This is a genomic window from Pontibacter actiniarum (assembly GCF_003585765.1).
GTDB classification, from domain to species: domain Bacteria; phylum Bacteroidota; class Bacteroidia; order Cytophagales; family Hymenobacteraceae; genus Pontibacter; species Pontibacter actiniarum.
Map to the genome: position 1 here is coordinate 18794 of NZ_CP021236.1, position 17662 is coordinate 36455.

Consider the following 17662-nt stretch of genomic DNA (forward strand, 5'->3'; position numbering starts at 1 on the left):
TTGAAAAGCGCTGCGCTGATGGCAAAGGTTATATGGAGCCGCTCCCCACTAGCCGCGCCCGTATGGGTATAGCATGTAAATAAATGGCTCAGCTTTTACCGATACTTATGGACTCTTTTATCTCCTTCAGGAGAAAGAAACTGATCACGGATCGGATCACTACAATGAGCCCCAAAACATAGAGCTCATTCAAACTTGGGTCATGGATCGTGTGGATAATGTCGGCCGCCAGCATGAAATCAAGCCCAAGCAACAGGTAAGCTGACAGGCGGGAACGGTTACGCTCCTGCCTCACCATAACAGCGGTAGCGTCATGAAAGAAGCGCATCTCCGTTTTTATAAAACGGAAAAGGGTCAAAAGTGTGCCATATATAATGACGCCACTTCCTGCCACACTAATCGCAATCGCTATTGAGTTAAACGTATCCAGTCTCATTCGCCTTTTCCTAAGGTAGCTTTGATCACTAACAGCTCCTCTGTGTTCAAATTAAAGCCCCCTGCCGTACCCCCAGGACAGCGTTGGTCTTTTGTATGGAGGCCTGTGCATTTTCCTCCAGCCTTGTCAGCGCCCGGATCGCATCTATCGTTTCAGGGATCACGATGGCCTGGTTGTCGACCAGATAGGCGTAGAACAGCTCATTCCCCACTACTTTCAGCATGTCCTGCCACAGCGCCACCTCATACATGTCGCCGTAAGGACGGTCCAGTCCCAGCATCAGTTCTTTTACCGTGTTGTTGGCCGAAAGGCCGTTGGCATAGTTGATCATGGCAATGCGGGTGGAGTTACTGAAAGCCTGCAGCACTTCTTCTTTGCTGGCCTCTTTGGTGAGTTGCACGTTCCAGTAGTGCAAGTGGCTGAGTGTCTCCGGCACTTTCACCGCGGCGGTGATCACGTCTAAGTCCGGGTCCACGCTCTGCGCGTCCGGCCCCTGGTGGCTGGGTATCTCCGGCTCCGGCACCAGTGTATTCATGATGCCATTCAGGTGGCTCTCCCAGGGATCTGTTGCCCTGCGCAGCAAGGTGCCCCGCGCCTTCTGCAGCAGGCCTGCCTTTTTCAGGGCTGTCAAGGTTCTGATAATGGAAGTAGTGTTGCACGACACCACCCGGGTGGACTCGCGCCCCAGGGCGGTGTCGTAGTTGTTCTCGGCGCTAAAGGAATGGCCGGTTGTCTCGTGCTTCTCGCCCCCCTGCAAAATGAACTTCAGCCCCGCCTCTTTGTACTTGGCTATGTTCTGGGCCGCTATCTTTTTCGGGGTGCAGTCCACCACCACATCGCAGTTTTTCAGGAGGTCTGCCAGCGTGCCGCGCACTTCAATGCCAGCCTGCTCCATTTTTTCCTGAGCTGGGCTGTCGAAAGAATAAACAGGGTAGCCTCTTTGTAATGCCACTTTGATACGCCAGTCAGAAACCACGTCGCAGACACTAGCCAGCTCCATGTCGTCCTGCATCTGTACCGCATCGGCCACACGTTTGCCAATTACCCCATACCCGTTTACTGCTACTCTTACTTTGTCTTTCATATCACGAAGCGTTGCCAGTACATTGCTAATCCTAAACAAAGATCCTTAGGTATAGTAAGTTTTAACGTCCCCAATTTTATAATGTTTTCATTATTTAATATAACTTAATAACTCAGCATACATGTAGACAATCGCAATGATGAAGCATAATATGAGTGTGCGCAGCCACTATCCTGAGCACAGTAGTACAACTTAAACCTTTAAACATACAAAAGCAGGTTGTCGTACAACATAAAAGTGTAACTTTCTGATTAGATGTTATGTGGCACACGGACGGTGACTGGCACTTTTGGGGAATGCATATGATCTGGTGGCTATTTTGGATTATAGTCGCTGTAGTTTGCTTCGGTTATTTAATCAATGCGAGCAGAGGCCGGAAAACATATCAAAGAGACACCCCCTTAGACATCCTGAAAAGAAGGTACGCTGCCGGTGAGATAGACACAGAGGAGTACAACCTCAGGAAACGGGAACTGGAAAGAGAGGACAACCTAAAACCTTAAGCATACACAGCAATGGGTAAGCACATACTTTGGATGATCATAGGGTGTACACTACCGCTCCTGCTCATTTTCCTAGCGCCAGCCCTGGGTTTGAGTGGCGATGTCTCTCTGCTCGTCTTCGTTATTGCCATGTTTGCCTGCCACTTGCTGATGCCGATGCACCTCGGAGGACATGGCCACACGCACGGACACGAAGAGCACCTGAAAACCCTCAAATCAAAAGAGTATGAACCGCATTAACGTAAAGAAACTCGGCTTTGCCTTTGGCGCCACAGGAGCCTTGCTCTACATCGGGTGTGTGCTGGTAATGGCCACAGTTGGCCGCGAGGGAACTATAAAGTTCTTTAACAGCCTGCTGCACGGCCTTGATGTTTCTGCTGTGATCCGAATGGAAATTCCTTTTTGGGAAGCGCTCATAGGCATTGTGGAAACGTTTATACTAGCCTGGCTGGTAGGAGCCTGCATTGCTGCCATCTACAACGCTACCACGGAACGACGCACTACCTGAATACGCCGTCCCCTACTGTGTGGGAGACCCTTCTTTCTTTCCTGAACTGATCTGCAAATGGTTGATCGCAGCCACCAGCACCACACCGCCTAAAATGTTCCCGATCAGGGCAGGTAAAGTATAGTTCAGCAGCACGTTGCCCCATGTAGTTTCCCCCATGGCGGCAATCGTAAAAGTTTCCATGGAACCGGCAATAACGTGGCTGAAGTGACCGATGGCCACCACGTAGGTAACAAGTATGATGATCCATACCCGCGCTGTTCCGGCGTAAGGCAAAAGCCAGACCATCAGGGCAATGAGCCAGCCGGCAAATACACCCCGCAGTAACACGGTGCCAAAACCCGGCTCCATGGCCTTATGCCCAAGCTTGGCAAAGGTATCGAGTACATGCGGATCGAAGGCAAAGGTATGCGCTACGGCCAGGGCGACCAGCAAAGTGCCCAGCAGATTGGCAAACAGCACCACGCCCCACAGCCGCATCACGTTCACAAACTTTTCCGTCGTTTTATCGTGTAGCAGCGGCAGGATGGGTGTAAGCGTATTCTCTGTAAAAAGCTGTTGCTTGCCAAGTATAACGATCACGAATCCCATGCTGTAGCCGAAGCTCGAAACCAGCACCGTCCACTCCGCCTCCGGCAGGTACGCCTCCAGCACACCCTCCACGATCATCGACAAACTCATGGACAAGCCTGCCGCCAGGCCCGACCAGAACAAGTTGGACGTAGGGCGCTCTAACTCCGACTCCGCCTCTTTGTAGATGGCGTCGTGAATGGCCTGGGCAGAGGGTGAGTCTACAATTTCTTTTACCTGCTCATGGGCGTACGCTTCTTTATCCTCTGCCATTCCTATAAGTCCCTGCTCTTTCGCTTCATCTTGCCCATGCCCATAAGGGCACCTATCAGTCCCCCTAAAGCAACGCCTACCACAGCACCCACAAAAATGCCCACAGCAGTACCCGACGTGGCGAACTGCCCCAGGTCGCGGATGGGCCAGGCACCGGATGAGATCATGTAGCCTACAAAGCCAAATATAACTCCCAGCACCAGGGCCCATATGATGGCCATTTTCAGGATGGCAGGGTGGTATACGACGTGCCCCTCCGGGTCGTAATTGGTGTAGCCTACAATTAAATCTGCGTCTTTTTTATCGGTATGGTTGTTCATTTCTGTTGTAGTGTATCTGCCTCTGAAAGCGGTTTATCTGCCTTTGGATTCTTGAACGGCGATAGCAGGAAATCCACTTCCCGCTGCGTAGCCTCTGATACGGTGCTAGTGTCGCCGATAATCCAGGCGTAGTTCAGGATGGTTTCCTGCGGACCTGTCGGGAAAGGTTTTACCATAGTCAGGTATTTGTTTACGGCCTGGGGCACGCTGTCCTGCGCCACCAGAAGTATAGGTCCGTGTTTGCCCATGTGCCCCAGTACAGCCGCCGGAATCATGCCCAGCATGTTGTCTGCGTTACCGATGATGAAGTTGTGGCCGGCCTGCGCAATGCCCCAGCCCAGGGCTCGCTGCTCCCAGTTCCACCACCAGCCGTAGTTGCGGCCATAGTCTTTGTAGCCCGCGTTCACGGTGTTCGATGCGTACACATTTTCGCCAAAGATTCTCCTGACCAAACCGTAGCGACCTAACTCCTTTGCTACTTTATTTGATATCACGTCCGGGCCGCCTGTCAGGTAAATGTAAGAGCCGTGGTCGCCGGAGCGCCTTTCCAGTATGCGTTTGGTAGCCTCCGGTATGGAGTCTCTGTAGACCCAGGCAAAGCCCCTGCCCATGTGCGCGTTCCAGCCCATGGCCCCTATGCCGTGCTTCATCCCATCCGGGTGGTCCAGGGCAGACATGATCACTTCATCCGGGTGGTCCGATTTCAGAGCACCCTGCCAGCGGTCCAGGATCTCGGCTAACTGTACCGGGTTCTTCGCATAAAACGTCCTGACCTTGTAGCCCAGAATTTCCCGAACCTTGTTCACCTCTGCCTCCGGCACGTTTACGGCGTATACATCAACCCGCCTGTCGTTCAGCACCCCGTCCGGCTTCAACCGCTTCATCTCGCGCAGGGTAGCTTCGGACACGTGGTTGTCTTTGGTCAGGTACATCAGCGGCGCGTTCACAGGCATGTGCGTGATGCGTTGCATCGCCGTGAAGGCAATGATCTCATCCTGCGGAACAAGTATAATGGCCCCTACCGCATTGTCTTCGCGGGTGGCAGGGTAAACAGTCTGGGTTAAAAGTATAGCCTGCTCTTCGGGCGTTCTGCCGGGAAGCCTTACCGTGTAGGCCGTAAAGTTGGCCTCGTTCTGCAATGGCAGGCTACCGGCACCAGGAGGTCCCTCGGTTTTGCCACAGGAACTGAGCACAGCAAGTATAGCAAGCGCGAATATATATCGTAATCTAATCATACGTTTCCGGGTTTTAAGTGCGAGCGGATCATGAGCCAGTTCAGCGGCCACGCTACCAGAAAACCTGCAAAAGAAGCCAGCCACATCACCCCGAACCAAAGTATGTCGTCTTCCTTCGGCATCATCGGGATGTGGTACATCATCGTCCACCAGGCGGTTGTCATCATGCCTAAACTCACGGCCGCCATACTTACCGCCGTGGTCTTAAAGGCCATCATTGCCAGCTTTTTCTTTGGCATGTCCATCATCATTTCCTTCATCGGGTACTGCACCATCGGCACCACAATAAGCACCGTCAGCACGTACATGGCAATCATCATGATCGGCATACCGGCTCCGAGCCAGAAGAAAGGCCCCTCTATCCACTCCGGAAAGAAGATGGGAAAGCCGAACCACACGAACAGGAACCCGACCGCAATCATGGTAGGCGCGCCGTAGCCAAAGCCCATGGCCGTAGCGGCGGCGCTCTGTATATTCTGCGGACGAAGCCAATGCCACATGCCCTTTTCATCTTTGTAGGCCGGGCGGCGGTAAGCGTTCAGGTATAAAATAGGCCCGAGTACAGGCAGCACCAGCGACGTCATGGCCCAGGCAATTTTGATCGGCATGTGCACCATGTGCAAGGTATAGGTACTGTGGATCATCACGAAAATGGCCGAAGCGATACCCAGCACGATGAGCATAATAGCCAGCGCCTCCATGTAGCCTAGCGATATATCGCCCATACTTGCATAAGCGGCTTTCTCGATCGAAAGGTCCATACGGCCCTGGGCGGCATAACTCAAATCGTTACTTACTACCCAGAAGTGCTTGAAAGGTCCTTCCGACGGCGACACCATCCAGTCGGTGCGCTGGCTCCAGACGTAGCGGTCCAGGGCAGCGGGAAGGCCTCCTTCGTCACCGGCATACAGCAGGGAAGCATTGTTACTGACGGCATACGGCAAGGCGGCCAGGCCTTCCAGGGCGTGTTTGGGTGTGGTAACTACATAATGGAAGTAACCGGTGCGGCGGTTACGCACGCGGCCCCAGCCAAACTCGGACGCCTCGTCGCGCATCTCCGCAATTTTTATGGCATGGTCCGTCAGGTCTTTGCCCGCTACCCGTTCTGCTTCCTCAAAATTGTCTTCTATGTCAGAAGGTATAAATTCATCCGGACCAATGATAAAAGCTTTCAGGTTGCGGTACTGCGCTGCGCTCTGCCCGGTAAGTTGGCCGTTCTCGACGAACAGCACCGGTGAGCCATAGTAGAAGGCGTAGTAGATGGCGGGCAGGGCCCATTGTAAAGCCTCCTTACTGCCGCCCGGTAACACTAGCACATGGCGCGGGTCATCGGCTACTTTTATACTTTGCGTTACAAACTCCTGCCAGTTCTTTTCGGACGGCGCCATGTCCGCCACTTTTGCCTCCTCGTAGGGGATGGCTGTTTTTAGGTACTCGTGCAGGTCGGTAGCATTCTGGGCCACCACACGGGTCACGTTTTTGGTGTGGGCGATCATGCGCCCTTCCATGGCTCCTTTCTCCGTCCAGGGAGCTACTTCCAGGTCTTCCTTCAGCACATTCACAAGGCCTAACCCAAGTATGAGCACCACCAAAAAAGTCAGGACCGGATATGTCCACTTCATAGTTTATCTTTTTAGTTCAACACAAAAATGAGCAGCCAGATCAGGCCACCCATACCTATTGCCTGGTACACAATGGCCAGCCACTTCTGCATATGCTGGTGCTTTTTCTTCTGCGAAAAGAGCACAAAGCCAACCAGGGCTGCCACCGCAAAAATCACGATGGTGGCAATCTGTTTTTCAGGTTTATCGGTGATGATGGCAAACAGGATCAGGAGCAACAGCCCCAGGGCAAAGCTCCCGGCATGCAGCATCAGCAGCTTTTTCGGTGCCATCTTCCCCTGAAGCACATGCGACAGCAGCAACGCCCCCACCAGCATGGCAACAAAGAAGAATATCGTAGCGGCTATGGCCATAGTTTATATGTTTGGTTTATAATTGTTTAATTATCTACTGCTCTTCCGGACATCCTTGTCCGGAAGCTCTTTTCGTGCTGATTCGGATTTGTAATCCGAATCTTCGGTAATCATCGGATTTGCAATCCGATTCAGCTGCACCTCCAGTTGGAAGTGCATTGTTATGTTGCAACTGCCTTTGCTATGCGGATTACAAATCCGCGGCTAAGTCGATTCGGAGTGCAAATCCGAATCAGCTGTTAGAGTTTTATACTTATCTCATCATGGCGCGAGCGTCCTCGCCCCGAAATGCTTCGGGATCTTCGACTCGTGTCCGGCTATTGTCTGGCCCTCCGGCCCAGTTGAGTCAGAGACTCAACATCCACCCTAAGTCACGAATCCGGAGATTCGCGCCAGGGTTTTTAGTTTTTATATTTATAATTTTCACTTTCAAAATGGCGCGGGAATCATTCCCGTGACTACATGTGGGCAAGAGTCTCCAGACTCGCTTCACCTATGGGCCAGAGGCCCCACTATAGTTCGTCACGAGCGAGGACGCTCGCGCCATTTACTACCTTACTTCCCCTTACTCACCTTCCAGAGCACACCGGTAAATGGCATGGCGTTCATGCCGTTATCGTCAAACTCTACCACACCAAAATCCACGATGTATAATGCTCCGTCTTTGCCCCACTCCATTTGCAGGGGACGTTCCAGGCCGCCTGTGCCTTTTACTGAAGCCGGCAGATTGTTCTTGTTATAGATGAAGTCTTTGGCTTCGCCGGTTTTCAGGTTTACCTGCTGCACCTTAAAGCCGGGCCAGTTATACTTTACGCCCGGTGGCGCGTTTTCTTCCTCAGGCATTCCTTTAGGTAGTTTCGGATGATACTCTTTGCCTTTGAACTCCGGCACGATGGTACCGAACTCTGCCACCAGTATGTCCTGCTCCGGCACGCCGAAAGCGCTGTTGCCGAACACCATGCCCTGGGCCGCGCTGTGCACCGGCAGCAGCGCAACAGGCTGGCGCGGTTTGTCTTTGCCCTTCAGCAGCTTGCGATGTGTCTCCTCGGTCAGCACAAAATCCCAGATCTTACCTTTCCCGCTGAAACGTTCGTCTGTGATCGGGATGCCGCTGAAAAAATCGGGCCAGCCGTACCACTCGCCTTGCACGATCTCATACACCGGCTCATAGTCGAAATATAAACCGCGCGGCGGCATGGGGTTGGCGCTGTTCATGGTGGTGATGAGTTTGCCATCCGGGGAGAAGCGGTAGCCGAAGCTGGAGCGCAGGCCCCAGGCAATGCGCTTGATATTTTTGCCGTCCAGGTCGCAGCTGAAAAAGGCGCCGTTGCAGATCTCCTGCCCTTTTATCACCTGCCCCGCCTTTGTCTTTTCACCAAGCTTCACGTACACGCCTGTCTCCATCGAGTCCGCATCCACGATGGTCATTTTATCGGTAGGCACCCAGAAGTTTTTGCCTGTCAGGGTGATGTCTTCGCCGGGGATTTCCTTCGCCTCAGGTTTGTTAAAGGTATCAATCACATTCACCCAATGCTTTTCCTGCACGCCAGTATTGCCTTGTGTAGACAGGAAGAAATACATCTTGCCGTCATTGAAAATGGGTTTAGCATTCAGGAACTCGCCCCAGGAAGGCAGGCCGCTGATGATGGTCTTGAATTCGCCACTCTCCAGGTCATAAGTGGAGTAACGTGTGCGGTGGGAGATGTATAGCTTGCCGTCGTGGTAGGTTACGCCGGTCAGCGGCGGTATCAGGCCCTCTTCCATGTCTTCGGAAGAATCCTTGCTTTTGATGATGTTCATGGGCACTACCTTGTCGTAGAGCACTTTGGTGGTACCGTCGGGAAGCAGCTGGAGTATGCGCGCCTCCGGTGCCCGATCTGGTTTGGTGCCGTAGGTATGACCGCCTGCCTCGGCGATATAGGTGTTGCCCTTGTCGTCGAAGGTTACGTCCACGGGGTAGCTCAGGCCTTCGGCAACTGCTTCTATCTTCATACCTGCTGGCAAAACAATGGCCGACGGGTCTATCTTTCTCCGGCTTTCCTGGTGTACCTCCTGCACCGCCTCCTCTTCCTCGTCGCCGCGTGTATCATCTTTGCCCGAACAGGAGAAAAGCAGCATAGCAGGCAGCGCCAATACGTAGAACAGATACTTTAAACCGGAAACCTCACTTTTTTTCATCTGATATACTTTTGTGTTTTTCGACTCACAAAACACCTCTCACACGCTTGGGCGCAAGTTCTTTTTGCACCAGTACCACAATGTTCAAAGGTATACTTCACATATATGACCAATGTTACATACATTCATGTGTTGTGCGCAGCATGCGCTTCATGGCTACTCCAGGCGGTATACTTTACCCGTTTTCCCGGTAGGTCCTTCTTCATCAGTACTTAGTAAGTAGACCTCGCCCTTGTTGTCCTGGCCGAAGCTTAAGAGGTAATGCCCGAAAGCATTATTAGGCCTGTCTTTGAAGTATAATTTTCTGTACTGCCACGGACCTGTTTCTCCTGATACTTGTGCTGCGAAAACAGCACCGTCAGGCTTTTCGTGGTGTTGCGTCCAGACGCCGAACAGGTAGTTGCCGTCAAGCCCTTCGTAGTTCTCGCCCCGGTACACGTAGCCGCCAATACACACAATACCCAAGCCCTCCTGCGGAAAACTCATGGTGTTCTTGAACTCTATGACGGGATCTATGAACTTGTTGCCCAAACTGTCTTCCTCAGGGCAGCTTGCCAACGGCTCCTTGTTGTTGGCTGCGTTAAAGCAGGAGGTGCCTTCCTTCACGTTCCAGCCGTAGTTGCCTCCTCTTTTGATCACGTCTATTTCCTCAAACAGCACCTGCCCCGCATCTCCGGCTATCAGCATGCCCGTTTCGCTGTCGATGGAAAAGCGGTAGGGGTTTCGCAGGCCGTAGGCGTAAGTTTCTTTCATGCCTTTGTTGCCGTCGGCAAAGGGGTTATCGGAAGGGATGCCGTAAGGAGAGCCGCTGTTCACGTCGATGCGCAGGATGCTGCCCAACAGGTTCTGCTTCACGTCCTGCCCGTTACCGCCTTCGTTTTTCTTATACCAGTCCGCTACGTGGCCCGTGCCGATGTCGTTTTTGTTGCCCCCGTCGCCCAGGCTGACGTATAGGTATCCGTCCGGGCCGAACATTAGGGTACCCGCGTTGTGGTTATCGTATGGTTGATCCACGTACATGACCACTTTTTCGGAGGCTGGGTCGGCTTTTTCGCGGTTGTTTCCTGTTGCCATGTATTCTGCCACCACGCTGGTATGATCGAAGCCGTTGGGAGCCGTCCTGCGCAGGGGAGCACTGTAGTACACAAAGAACCTTCCGTTGCTGTTAAACTCCGGGTGAAAGGCCAAGCCCAGCAGCCCCCGTTCTTCATGCTCGTCCTTTAGATCGATGATCTTATTTTTCAGATCCAGAAATGGCTCCGGTTGTAGCTGTCCGTCTTTCACCACTCTTATCACACCTACCTGGTCTACCACAAAAAGCCGCTCGTCGTTAGGTGGTTGCGTCAGGAACACCGGGGAGACCAGATCAGCGGCAATCATTTGGAGGCTTACCGAGTCCAAAGGTTGTGCTTCCCGTGAAGCCGTTGCATCTGCGACGTCAGAAGAGGGTGTTGAAGTACAAGCGTAAATCAGCAATAGTGGAAGTGTTAAGACAAACAAGTACAGCTTTTTCATAGTTTTAGATATTGATTGGTCTTCATTTACAAACGGTAATCAGGTGCAGTCGCTTTTATGCTGCGCCTGCTGCCATCAAGACTGTTTTTAATTTATTTTATTCCCACGCCCACACTTTATTTTTTGTGTTAGGCTCACAAATCTCCGCCACTAATGCCCATTACACGTATAATTTCAGCCTTATACCCGGCCTCTTCTACTGCGCTCTCAACTACCTGAGGGTCTAGCCCCGTGCCTGACACGCTCAGCACCTTGTCTGCGCTTTCCGTGTCGAGGCTCCACTTGCTTATCCTTTCTTCTTTATCTAAATGTGGTGCCACTTTCGACAAGGCTTCCTCATCCACGACGTTTGTCTTAAACTTTATTATTTCCATATCAGTTAGGGTTTTCCATTTGCTGTAAAACTGTTTATAACAGTCGGTTAGGGTACATGCTGATGCTGTGCAGGTTTCAGGGCCTCCTCCACTTCTCTTTCTGTGGCACCGCTCCAGTACCTCCTGTACTCCGTTTCATCGGGGGTATGAGATACAGGCTGCAGTTCTGGTGCCACCCGATGTAAAGCCTCCTCCAATGCCTCGTATGGCCGGTACCCCACAATCAGGATGCCTTCGTCTGTTCCCTCCCGCTTCATGGTAATGGCCGGAAAGCGGCTGATGCCATGCAGGCGCACTTTTTGTAAATCTACTTCAAAAGCTTCTCTGGCAGTTTTGCTGCCCATGTCTTGCTGAAGCCTGTTTACATCCATTAAGCCCTGGTGTTCTTTGCCAAGCTTCTCCCCCACCTGTTGCAGCACTTTCCAGTCAGAAATATCTTTGCCGTGCAACATTACAGCCTCGCGCACCCTGCGCAGGTAGGCCTCTGCCGCCACCGCCGACTGCAACTCGGCCGCCTTTACGGCAATGCAGGCAGGGTAAGAAGACTTTGGCGGATTTTCGTACCACACCCGCTCTTTTACCGGCATCCCGGATTTATACTTCGCCTCCAGCCATAAAGGCCCCATCTGCAGTGGCCGGCTTACCGAGTTCATAGGGTCGCGGTAGCTGTCCCAATTAGGAATAAGGCCACCCATGCGGTAGCGCCACCTGATGCGGCCCCTGTACTCGAAGCGCAGCCGTCGCCACTGCGGCTCCATGGCCCAGATCCAACAGCAAAGAGGGTCGGTGTAGTACTCTACCTCCACCGACCCCGCCTCTTTTTTATGTTTTAGATTATTCTCGATTTCTGTCATGCTACTTCATACAGTACCCTTTTACTGGCCGTTCTGAGGGTACTCGCACCATTGGTTTTCACCGCTTGGTACGGCTTTCTTAACCTGTTGGCTGCGTTCTTTGCTCATTTCCTTGTCTTTCTTCTCCACGCTCTCCTGGGTACGGTCTGTTCCTCTTGGGCCGTGGTCCACCATGCCATTAGACTCTACCACGTGTTTGAAGGGGTCTTCCACGTACTGCCAGGTCTCACCTAAACCAGGACTCTTGCCCTCGTTCCAGGGTCCTTTGGCGTCGGCACCGTTGCTTAGGTTGAAGTAGCTGTTGCTGTAGCGCGGGTCGCCCTGCAGCACCCCTGGCGGGAAGTTTGGCTGTATAGTGCTTAGGGCAGCCTCAAACATTTGGTGGTGGGCCACCTCGCGCGTCATCAGGAAGTTTAGCGTTTCTTTTACGTATGGGTCGTCGGTAAACTGCATCAGGTACTCATACACAATCTTGGCCCGAGACTCCGCCGCAATGTTAGAGCGCAGATCCACGGTAGGGTCTCCGTTTGCATTAACGTAAGTGCCTGACCACGGCACGCCCTGGCTGTTGGTTACCGTAGGTCCGCCGCCACTCAGCACCAGGAGTTGCGGGTTCATCATGGCGCTATGAATGAAGCTCTCCTTCTTATCTTTGCCGTCCAGCAGCTGCATGATCTCTGCCTTGTCTGCGGCATCCTTCAACTCTCCGTTGATGGGGCCAAGCAACATCTGGATGGTGGCGCCCACAATCTCGAGGTGACTGAACTCCTCAGTGGCAATGTCCATCAGCATGTCATACTTATCGGGGTGGGGCTGTCGCATGGCAAAAGCCTGCGTGAAGTACTGCATCGCTGCGGCCAGCTCGCCGTTAGGCCCCCCAAACTGCTCCAACAGCAGACTGGCGAAGGCGGGGTCCGGCTTAGAGACGCGTGCGTTAAACTGTAGCTCTTTTACGTGATAAAACATTTGTTTTCATTTTAGTGGTTAAACAATAGCGGTAGTTAAGTTCTATAAACGGGTTGCAGCTTAAAAAGGGTTACTGGCCCCGCAGCATCAACCGAGTGCACAGCACCAGTTGCACCTTTGCTGTTCCTGTTTTACAAGTCGTTTCAGATTACGGTTTTATATATTACTGAACTGCTTTTATATATTTTATGCAAAAAAATGGGTGAGCTCCTGCAAAAGCGGTGATAGGCACTTGCGCTATAGTGCTATTTTTATCGTGCGTTTATCTCCCGAAACCTTGCTATCTTTACCTCTTTGTAGCTAACCCAGAAACCACCCTTACCCGATGCCTACGCTCCACTGGATTGGAAAAGAAAAAGTAGTGAACCACCACCGCGACGTGCCCTTCAGGGTGCTGGAGCCTGCCTATACTTTCATCACCGAACAGCAAACTGCACCCGCCGCAGCCGCAAACAAGATCATACACGGTGATAACCTGGAGGCGCTAAAGGCGCTGCTGCCGGAGTATGAGGGCAAGGTGAAGTGCATTTACATCGACCCGCCTTATAATACCGGCAACGAGAGCTGGGTGTACAACGACAATGTAAACGACCCTAAGATACAGCGGTGGCTGCAGCAGGTGGTGGGCAAAGAAGGCGAGGACCTGACCCGCCATGACAAATGGCTCTGTATGATGTACCCGCGCCTGAAGCTGCTGCACAAGTTGCTGGCTAGTGATGGTGCCATTTTCATCTCCATTGATGATAATGCACAAGGTTTTCTAAGACCTCTAGTGGACGAAGTGTTTGGCGTTGGCAACTTCGTTACTAACATCATATGGGAGAAAGCGGACTCCCCCCGCAATTCGGCTCGGCAGTTCTCTACTGACCATGATTATATCATGGTTTATTCTAAAAATACTGATTGGGTACCTAACAGACTTCCAAGGGATGAAGCCTCTAACTCCATTTATTCTAACCCAGACAAAGACCCAAGGGGCCCTTGGCTGCCAGGTGACCCGTATGCTAACAAACCTTACTCTAAGGGCTTGTATACCATTGAGGGACCGACTGGTAGGTCTTTTTCTCCTCCGCAGGGAAGGTTCTGGCGTATCTCGGAAGAGAAGTTGCGAGACTTAGACAAAGACGGTAGGATATGGTGGGGACCAAACGGAAGCGCTAGACCAAGTATAAAGCGTTACCTGTCTGAAGTTTCAGACCTTGTGCCGCGTACTTTGTGGAAGAAAGATGAGGTAGGAAGCAACAGAACTTCAAAGAATGAAATTAATCTTCTCTTTCCTGAGTCAGCTTCATTTGATACTCCTAAGCCTAGCCTGTTGATAGAACGGATTCTAAGGCTTGCTACCGACAAAGAATCTATCATCCTTGACAGCTTCGCGGGCTCCGGCACCACCGCCCATGCCGTGCTGAACCTGAACAAGGAGGATGGCGGGAACCGCAGGTTTATACTGGTGGAGATGGAAGACTATGCCGAAGGTATAACCGCCGAGCGCGTGAAGCGTGTAATGCAGGGTTATGGCGAAGGCAGTAAAGCAGTAGCAGGCACAGGCGGCGACTTTACCTATTATACATTAGGCCCGTGCTTGTTTGATGAGGAGAACAACCTGAACGAGGCGGTAGGGCTGGAGCGCATGCGGCAATACATCTGGTATTCCGAAACCCGCAGCCCCTACCCTGCCCCTGTCGCTGGCTCCGATACATACTTTTTGGGCAGCCTGCACCACACCGCCTACTATTTTGTGTACGAGCCCAACCAGATCACCAACCTGGACTATGACTTCCTGGCCACCGTCACGCACAAGGCAGAGCAGTATGTGATGTATGCCGATAACTGCCTGCTGCCCAAAGAGCTGTTGCAGAAGTATAACATCGTTTTCAAAAAGATACCGAGAGATATTTCAAGGTTTTAAGATATGCCAGCACAGCAAAACCCGCCGGAATCAACTATCTTCTTCTATACTACCCCCGATCATCGGATAAGGAGGGTGTACACTTTCTGGATAGACCGGCAACTATTAGAAAAATTTGAACAGATCAGTATGAGGAAGTCGCCAGGTAAGCCGATTCCGACAAAAAAGTAGAAAAGCTAAACGCCAGTTCTAAAAAAACCAACAGACGAACGGGAGCCTAAATGGAGTTAAAGACATATCAGCAGCAGGTAATACAGGACCTTGAATCCTTTTTAGAGTACACCCAGCAGCATAAGCTGGTTGGGGAGGCCTTCAATAGGTATTGGGAGGACAAAATTGGGCCGTACAACCCGCTAACGGGCCAAGGTATGCGCCCCTACAAAAATAATGTACCGGGGGCGGCCAGCATTTGCATTAAAGTGCCCACCGCTGGTGGCAAAACCTTTATTGCCTGCAATGCCCTGAGCACCATTTTCAGGGCCTTCCCAGTAGAAAAGCCCAAAGCGGTGGTATGGCTGGTTCCGTGGAGCAACCTGCTGGACCAGACGGTAAAGAACCTTAGTGACCCGGATCACCCTTACCGCCAAAAGCTGGATACGCTCTTCAACCACCGCGTAGAGGTGTACAAGAAAGACGACCTGCTGCAGGGGGCTAACTTCAACCCGACGGTGGTGCAGGAGCAGCTCACCATCATCGTCATGAGCTTTGCCAGCCTGCGTGCCCGCCGCAAGGAGGACCGCAAAGTATACCAGGAAAACGGGCAACTGGCGCAGTTCGCACAACACTATAAAGACACCTCTCACCTGCTGGACAATACAGACGAGACGGCGCTGATCAACGTGATCCGTAGCCTGAACCCTGTGGTAGTGGTAGATGAAAGCCACAATGCCGAAAGCGACCTGAGTGTGGATATGCTGCAGGCCCTGAATCCGTCTTTCCTGCTGGACCTTACCGCCACGCCAAAGGAGAACAGCAATATCATCAGCATGGTGCCTGCTATTGAGCTGAAGAAAGAGCACATGGTAAAGTTGCCTGTCATCGTGTACAACCACCACGACAAAACGGAGGTGGTGAACAGCGCCTTGCACCTGCAGCAGAACCTGGAGCAGCTGGCCAAAGAGCAGCACAAAAACGGAGGCCGCTACATACGGCCTATCGTGCTGTTCCAGGCGCAGCCGCGCACCGGCGAAGAGAATACCACCTTCGATAAACTGAAGCAGCAACTGCTCAAACTAGGCATTCCGAAGGAGCAGATCAAGATAAAAACAGCAAACAAAGACGAGCTGAAGGGCGTGGATCTGATGTCGGAGAAATGCCCAGTTCGCTTCATCATTACTATAAACGCCCTAAAAGAAGGCTGGGACTGCCCCTTTGCCTACATACTAGCATCCCTGGCCGACAAGTCCTCGGCAGTGGATGTGGAGCAGATACTGGGTCGGGTGCTGCGCCAGCCCTATGTGATGAAACACAGTCACCCCTTGCTGAACGTGTCCTACGTGCTCACAGCCTCAGCCAAGTTTAACGAAACGCTGCAGAATATTGTAAAAGGGCTGCAGGCATCTGGTTTCAGCAGCAAAGACTACCGCCATAAGGATGCACTGCCGGAGGCACCAAAGCCAGAGGAAACGCCTCAGCAATCGCTGAACAAGGCATTCTTCCCAGAGGAGTACCCGGAGACACCCAATGAGGACGAGATCGACACCGGTCGCATTAGCTATAGCCTTGATACTCCTTTACCTCCTACTGCCTCCTCTTCCGTCATTTCACAGATCGAGCAAATGGCTGTGCAGCAGGTTGCTGAAACAGAGCAGCGGATAAAGGAACAAGAGAAATCGAATACTGACAACATCTTTTCTGAAATGGGTGAAAAAGTACAGCGTTACCAGATGCGGGATGCCTTTGCAGAAACGGCACAGCAGATAGTCTTGCCGCAGTTTTTCCTGGAAGTACCCACCAGCTCTATTTTCGATATGGAAACAGGTGCTGCCCTACTTAATCAGGAGGTGCTGTTAAAAGGTTTCCGGCTTTCCGATGAGGATACTAAAGTAGCGTTTGACAGCATCTCATCGGATATGTACAAGGTGGATCTGCATGAGGCCAAGAAGGATGACTTCACACCGTCTTTCGCGAAGATTGAGCAGCAACAGGTAAAGGATCCCATTGCCGAGTACATTCTGGCAAAGCCTAAGGAGAGCCAGGTAAAAGACATTGGTCACCAGATCATGCAGCTTATCGGCAACATGTACCCTATCGCTGAGCAGGAGGTAAAAATCTACGTGGAGCGGATTCTTTCCAAGCTAACAACCGAACAGCTTCGGGATTTCCTGTCGCGCAAGTATAGCTACACCGATAAGATAAAGAAGAAGATCCGATCACTGGCTGACGCCTATGCAGAACAGCGCTTTAATGAGCAGCTGAAGATTGGAAAAATTACAGCAGCTGCAAACTGGAAGTTTCCTGTGACTTTGGTGCCCGGTGCCCTGGGTGCGCCGGTTGCCAGCTCACTTTATGAGCGCGAAGGCAGCATGAGTAACTTTGAGCAGAGCAGCATTATGGAATTTTCTAGTCTGCCAAATGTGCTGTTCTGGCACCGAAATTTGGTGCGGGGCAAAGGCTTTGCCATAAACGGGTTTAAATCAAACCATTACCCTGATTTTATACTTTACACGAAGTCTGGAAGGGTAATACTTTTGGAAACGAAGGGAGATGATCGGGATAATTCAGACAGCGAGGCCAAATGCCGTTTAGGCAATCAGTGGGCACAACTGGCTGGTTCTGGCTATAACTATTTTATGGTTTTTGAGAGTAAAGCTATAGAGGGAGCTTACAACCTGAATAAGGCTAAGGAGCTGATAGGGCAGCTGTAATTATAGCTCAACCAAGAGCTGGCCTTCTCATCGACTGCTGTTATCTTAGAAAGACAACTTACATAGTTATACACCATTTGCTGTTGGGGAACCCC

At 51.8% G+C, this 17662-nt stretch carries 17 protein-coding genes; 5 read left to right on the forward strand and 12 right to left on the reverse strand.

What is annotated here, in order from left to right:
• Positions 1 to 88: 88 nt before the first annotated feature.
• Together CA264_RS20835 and CA264_RS20840 are read right to left on the reverse strand one after the other, a co-directional pair.
• Positions 89 to 436, reverse strand: coding sequence for a DUF1622 domain-containing protein (locus CA264_RS20835; protein WP_025603926.1), 348 nt, complete (start codon positions 434 to 436; stop codon positions 89 to 91).
• A gap of 46 nt (positions 437 to 482) precedes the next feature.
• The gene (locus CA264_RS20840) at positions 483 to 1520 is read right to left on the reverse strand and encodes a type II glyceraldehyde-3-phosphate dehydrogenase (RefSeq protein ID WP_025603927.1); all 1038 of its coding nucleotides are present in this window, start codon (positions 1518 to 1520) and stop codon (positions 483 to 485) included.
• 302 nt (positions 1521 to 1822) lie between these two features.
• Between CA264_RS20840 and CA264_RS20845 the strand changes: the two genes are divergently transcribed.
• From CA264_RS20845 to CA264_RS20855, 3 genes are read left to right on the forward strand one after another with little or no spacing between them, the layout of a single operon-like run.
• Positions 1823 to 2023: an SHOCT domain-containing protein gene (locus CA264_RS20845; protein ID WP_237151224.1), complete on the forward strand. Its 201-nt coding sequence runs from the start codon at positions 1823 to 1825 to the stop codon at positions 2021 to 2023.
• Positions 2024 to 2035: 12 nt separating this feature from the next.
• Positions 2036 to 2263 (forward strand): hypothetical protein, encoded by a 228-nt coding sequence (locus tag CA264_RS20850; protein WP_025603929.1) that lies wholly within the window; start codon positions 2036 to 2038, stop codon positions 2261 to 2263.
• Positions 2250 to 2531, forward strand: coding sequence for a DUF5676 family membrane protein (locus CA264_RS20855; RefSeq protein ID WP_025603930.1), 282 nt, complete (start codon positions 2250 to 2252; stop codon positions 2529 to 2531). The genes CA264_RS20850 and CA264_RS20855 overlap by 14 nt, the downstream gene beginning before the upstream one ends.
• Positions 2532 to 2543: 12 nt before the next feature.
• Here the strand turns inward: CA264_RS20855 and CA264_RS20860 are convergent, their stop codons facing one another.
• The 10 genes from CA264_RS20860 to CA264_RS20905 all read right to left on the reverse strand — a co-directional run bounded on the left by CA264_RS20860 (position 2544) and on the right by CA264_RS20905 (position 12791).
• Entirely contained in the window at positions 2544 to 3374 is an 831-nt protein-coding gene (locus tag CA264_RS20860) for a formate/nitrite transporter family protein (RefSeq protein WP_025603931.1), read from the reverse strand.
• A 2-nt stretch (positions 3375 to 3376) separates the two neighbouring features.
• Positions 3377 to 3694 (reverse strand): hypothetical protein, encoded by a 318-nt coding sequence (locus CA264_RS20865; protein ID WP_025603932.1) that lies wholly within the window; start codon positions 3692 to 3694, stop codon positions 3377 to 3379.
• Complete coding sequence (locus tag CA264_RS20870; protein WP_157593605.1) at positions 3691 to 4929, reverse strand: cell wall-binding repeat 2 family protein; 1239 nt, start codon at positions 4927 to 4929, stop codon at positions 3691 to 3693. The genes CA264_RS20865 and CA264_RS20870 overlap by 4 nt, the downstream gene beginning before the upstream one ends.
• Entirely contained in the window at positions 4926 to 6551 is a 1626-nt protein-coding gene (locus tag CA264_RS20875; protein WP_084196118.1) for a DUF4396 domain-containing protein, read from the reverse strand. The genes CA264_RS20870 and CA264_RS20875 overlap by 4 nt, the downstream gene beginning before the upstream one ends.
• Before the next feature lie 11 nt (positions 6552 to 6562).
• Positions 6563 to 6904 (reverse strand): hypothetical protein, encoded by a 342-nt coding sequence (locus CA264_RS20880; RefSeq protein ID WP_025603935.1) that lies wholly within the window; start codon positions 6902 to 6904, stop codon positions 6563 to 6565.
• Positions 6905 to 7459: 555 nt separating this feature from the next.
• Positions 7460 to 9082 carry a PQQ-dependent sugar dehydrogenase family protein gene (locus CA264_RS20885; RefSeq protein ID WP_025603936.1) on the reverse strand — a complete coding sequence of 541 codons (1623 nt, stop codon included), beginning with the start codon at positions 9080 to 9082 and terminating at the stop codon, positions 7460 to 7462.
• Between the two features lie 156 nt (positions 9083 to 9238).
• Complete coding sequence (locus tag CA264_RS20890; protein WP_025603937.1) at positions 9239 to 10462, reverse strand: PQQ-dependent sugar dehydrogenase; 1224 nt, start codon at positions 10460 to 10462, stop codon at positions 9239 to 9241.
• Between the two features lie 269 nt (positions 10463 to 10731).
• Positions 10732 to 10971 carry a hypothetical protein gene (locus tag CA264_RS20895; RefSeq protein ID WP_025603938.1) on the reverse strand — a complete coding sequence of 80 codons (240 nt, stop codon included), beginning with the start codon at positions 10969 to 10971 and terminating at the stop codon, positions 10732 to 10734.
• Between the two features lie 47 nt (positions 10972 to 11018).
• The gene (locus CA264_RS20900) at positions 11019 to 11825 is read right to left on the reverse strand and encodes a DsbA family oxidoreductase (RefSeq protein WP_025603939.1); all 807 of its coding nucleotides are present in this window, start codon (positions 11823 to 11825) and stop codon (positions 11019 to 11021) included.
• 21 nt (positions 11826 to 11846) lie between these two features.
• Positions 11847 to 12791, reverse strand: a complete 945-nt coding sequence (locus CA264_RS20905; RefSeq protein ID WP_025603940.1) for a manganese catalase family protein — start codon at positions 12789 to 12791, stop codon at positions 11847 to 11849.
• 325 nt (positions 12792 to 13116) lie between these two features.
• Here CA264_RS20905 and CA264_RS20910 point away from each other — a divergent pair, with 325 nt between their 5' ends.
• Both CA264_RS20910 and CA264_RS20915 read left to right on the forward strand, forming a co-directional pair.
• Positions 13117 to 14700, forward strand: coding sequence for a site-specific DNA-methyltransferase (locus CA264_RS20910; RefSeq protein WP_025603941.1), 1584 nt, complete (start codon positions 13117 to 13119; stop codon positions 14698 to 14700).
• A gap of 221 nt (positions 14701 to 14921) precedes the next feature.
• A complete protein-coding gene (locus tag CA264_RS20915) occupies positions 14922 to 17567 on the forward strand; it encodes a DEAD/DEAH box helicase (RefSeq protein ID WP_025603942.1) in 2646 nt (881 codons plus the stop codon).
• Positions 17568 to 17662: the final 95 nt, after the last annotated feature.

Bases quoted from the DNA above. Each gene is read 5' to 3' on its own strand.
- CA264_RS20855 (WP_025603930.1), top strand. From the start codon at position 2,250: ATGAACCGCATTAACGTAAAGAAACTCGGCTTTGCCTTTGGCGCCACA.
- CA264_RS20850 (WP_025603929.1), top strand. From the start codon at position 2,036: ATGGGTAAGCACATACTTTGGATGATCATAGGGTGTACACTACCGCTC.
- CA264_RS20895 (WP_025603938.1), bottom strand. From the start codon at position 10,971: ATGGAAATAATAAAGTTTAAGACAAACGTCGTGGATGAGGAAGCCTTG.
- CA264_RS20860 (WP_025603931.1), bottom strand. From the start codon at position 3,374: ATGGCAGAGGATAAAGAAGCGTACGCCCATGAGCAGGTAAAAGAAATT.
- CA264_RS20840 (WP_025603927.1), bottom strand. From the start codon at position 1,520: ATGAAAGACAAAGTAAGAGTAGCAGTAAACGGGTATGGGGTAATTGGC.
- CA264_RS20875 (WP_084196118.1), bottom strand. From the start codon at position 6,551: ATGAAGTGGACATATCCGGTCCTGACTTTTTTGGTGGTGCTCATACTT.
- CA264_RS20865 (WP_025603932.1), bottom strand. From the start codon at position 3,694: ATGAACAACCATACCGATAAAAAAGACGCAGATTTAATTGTAGGCTAC.
- CA264_RS20900 (WP_025603939.1), bottom strand. From the start codon at position 11,825: ATGACAGAAATCGAGAATAATCTAAAACATAAAAAAGAGGCGGGGTCG.
- CA264_RS20835 (WP_025603926.1), bottom strand. From the start codon at position 436: ATGAGACTGGATACGTTTAACTCAATAGCGATTGCGATTAGTGTGGCA.
- CA264_RS20885 (WP_025603936.1), bottom strand. From the start codon at position 9,082: ATGAAAAAAAGTGAGGTTTCCGGTTTAAAGTATCTGTTCTACGTATTG.
- CA264_RS20905 (WP_025603940.1), bottom strand. From the start codon at position 12,791: ATGTTTTATCACGTAAAAGAGCTACAGTTTAACGCACGCGTCTCTAAG.
- CA264_RS20890 (WP_025603937.1), bottom strand. From the start codon at position 10,462: ATGATTGCCGCTGATCTGGTCTCCCCGGTGTTCCTGACGCAACCACCT.
- CA264_RS20870 (WP_157593605.1), bottom strand. From the start codon at position 4,929: ATGATTAGATTACGATATATATTCGCGCTTGCTATACTTGCTGTGCTC.
- CA264_RS20915 (WP_025603942.1), top strand. From the start codon at position 14,922: ATGGAGTTAAAGACATATCAGCAGCAGGTAATACAGGACCTTGAATCC.
- CA264_RS20910 (WP_025603941.1), top strand. From the start codon at position 13,117: ATGCCTACGCTCCACTGGATTGGAAAAGAAAAAGTAGTGAACCACCAC.
- CA264_RS20845 (WP_237151224.1), top strand. From the start codon at position 1,823: ATGATCTGGTGGCTATTTTGGATTATAGTCGCTGTAGTTTGCTTCGGT.
- CA264_RS20880 (WP_025603935.1), bottom strand. From the start codon at position 6,904: ATGGCCATAGCCGCTACGATATTCTTCTTTGTTGCCATGCTGGTGGGG.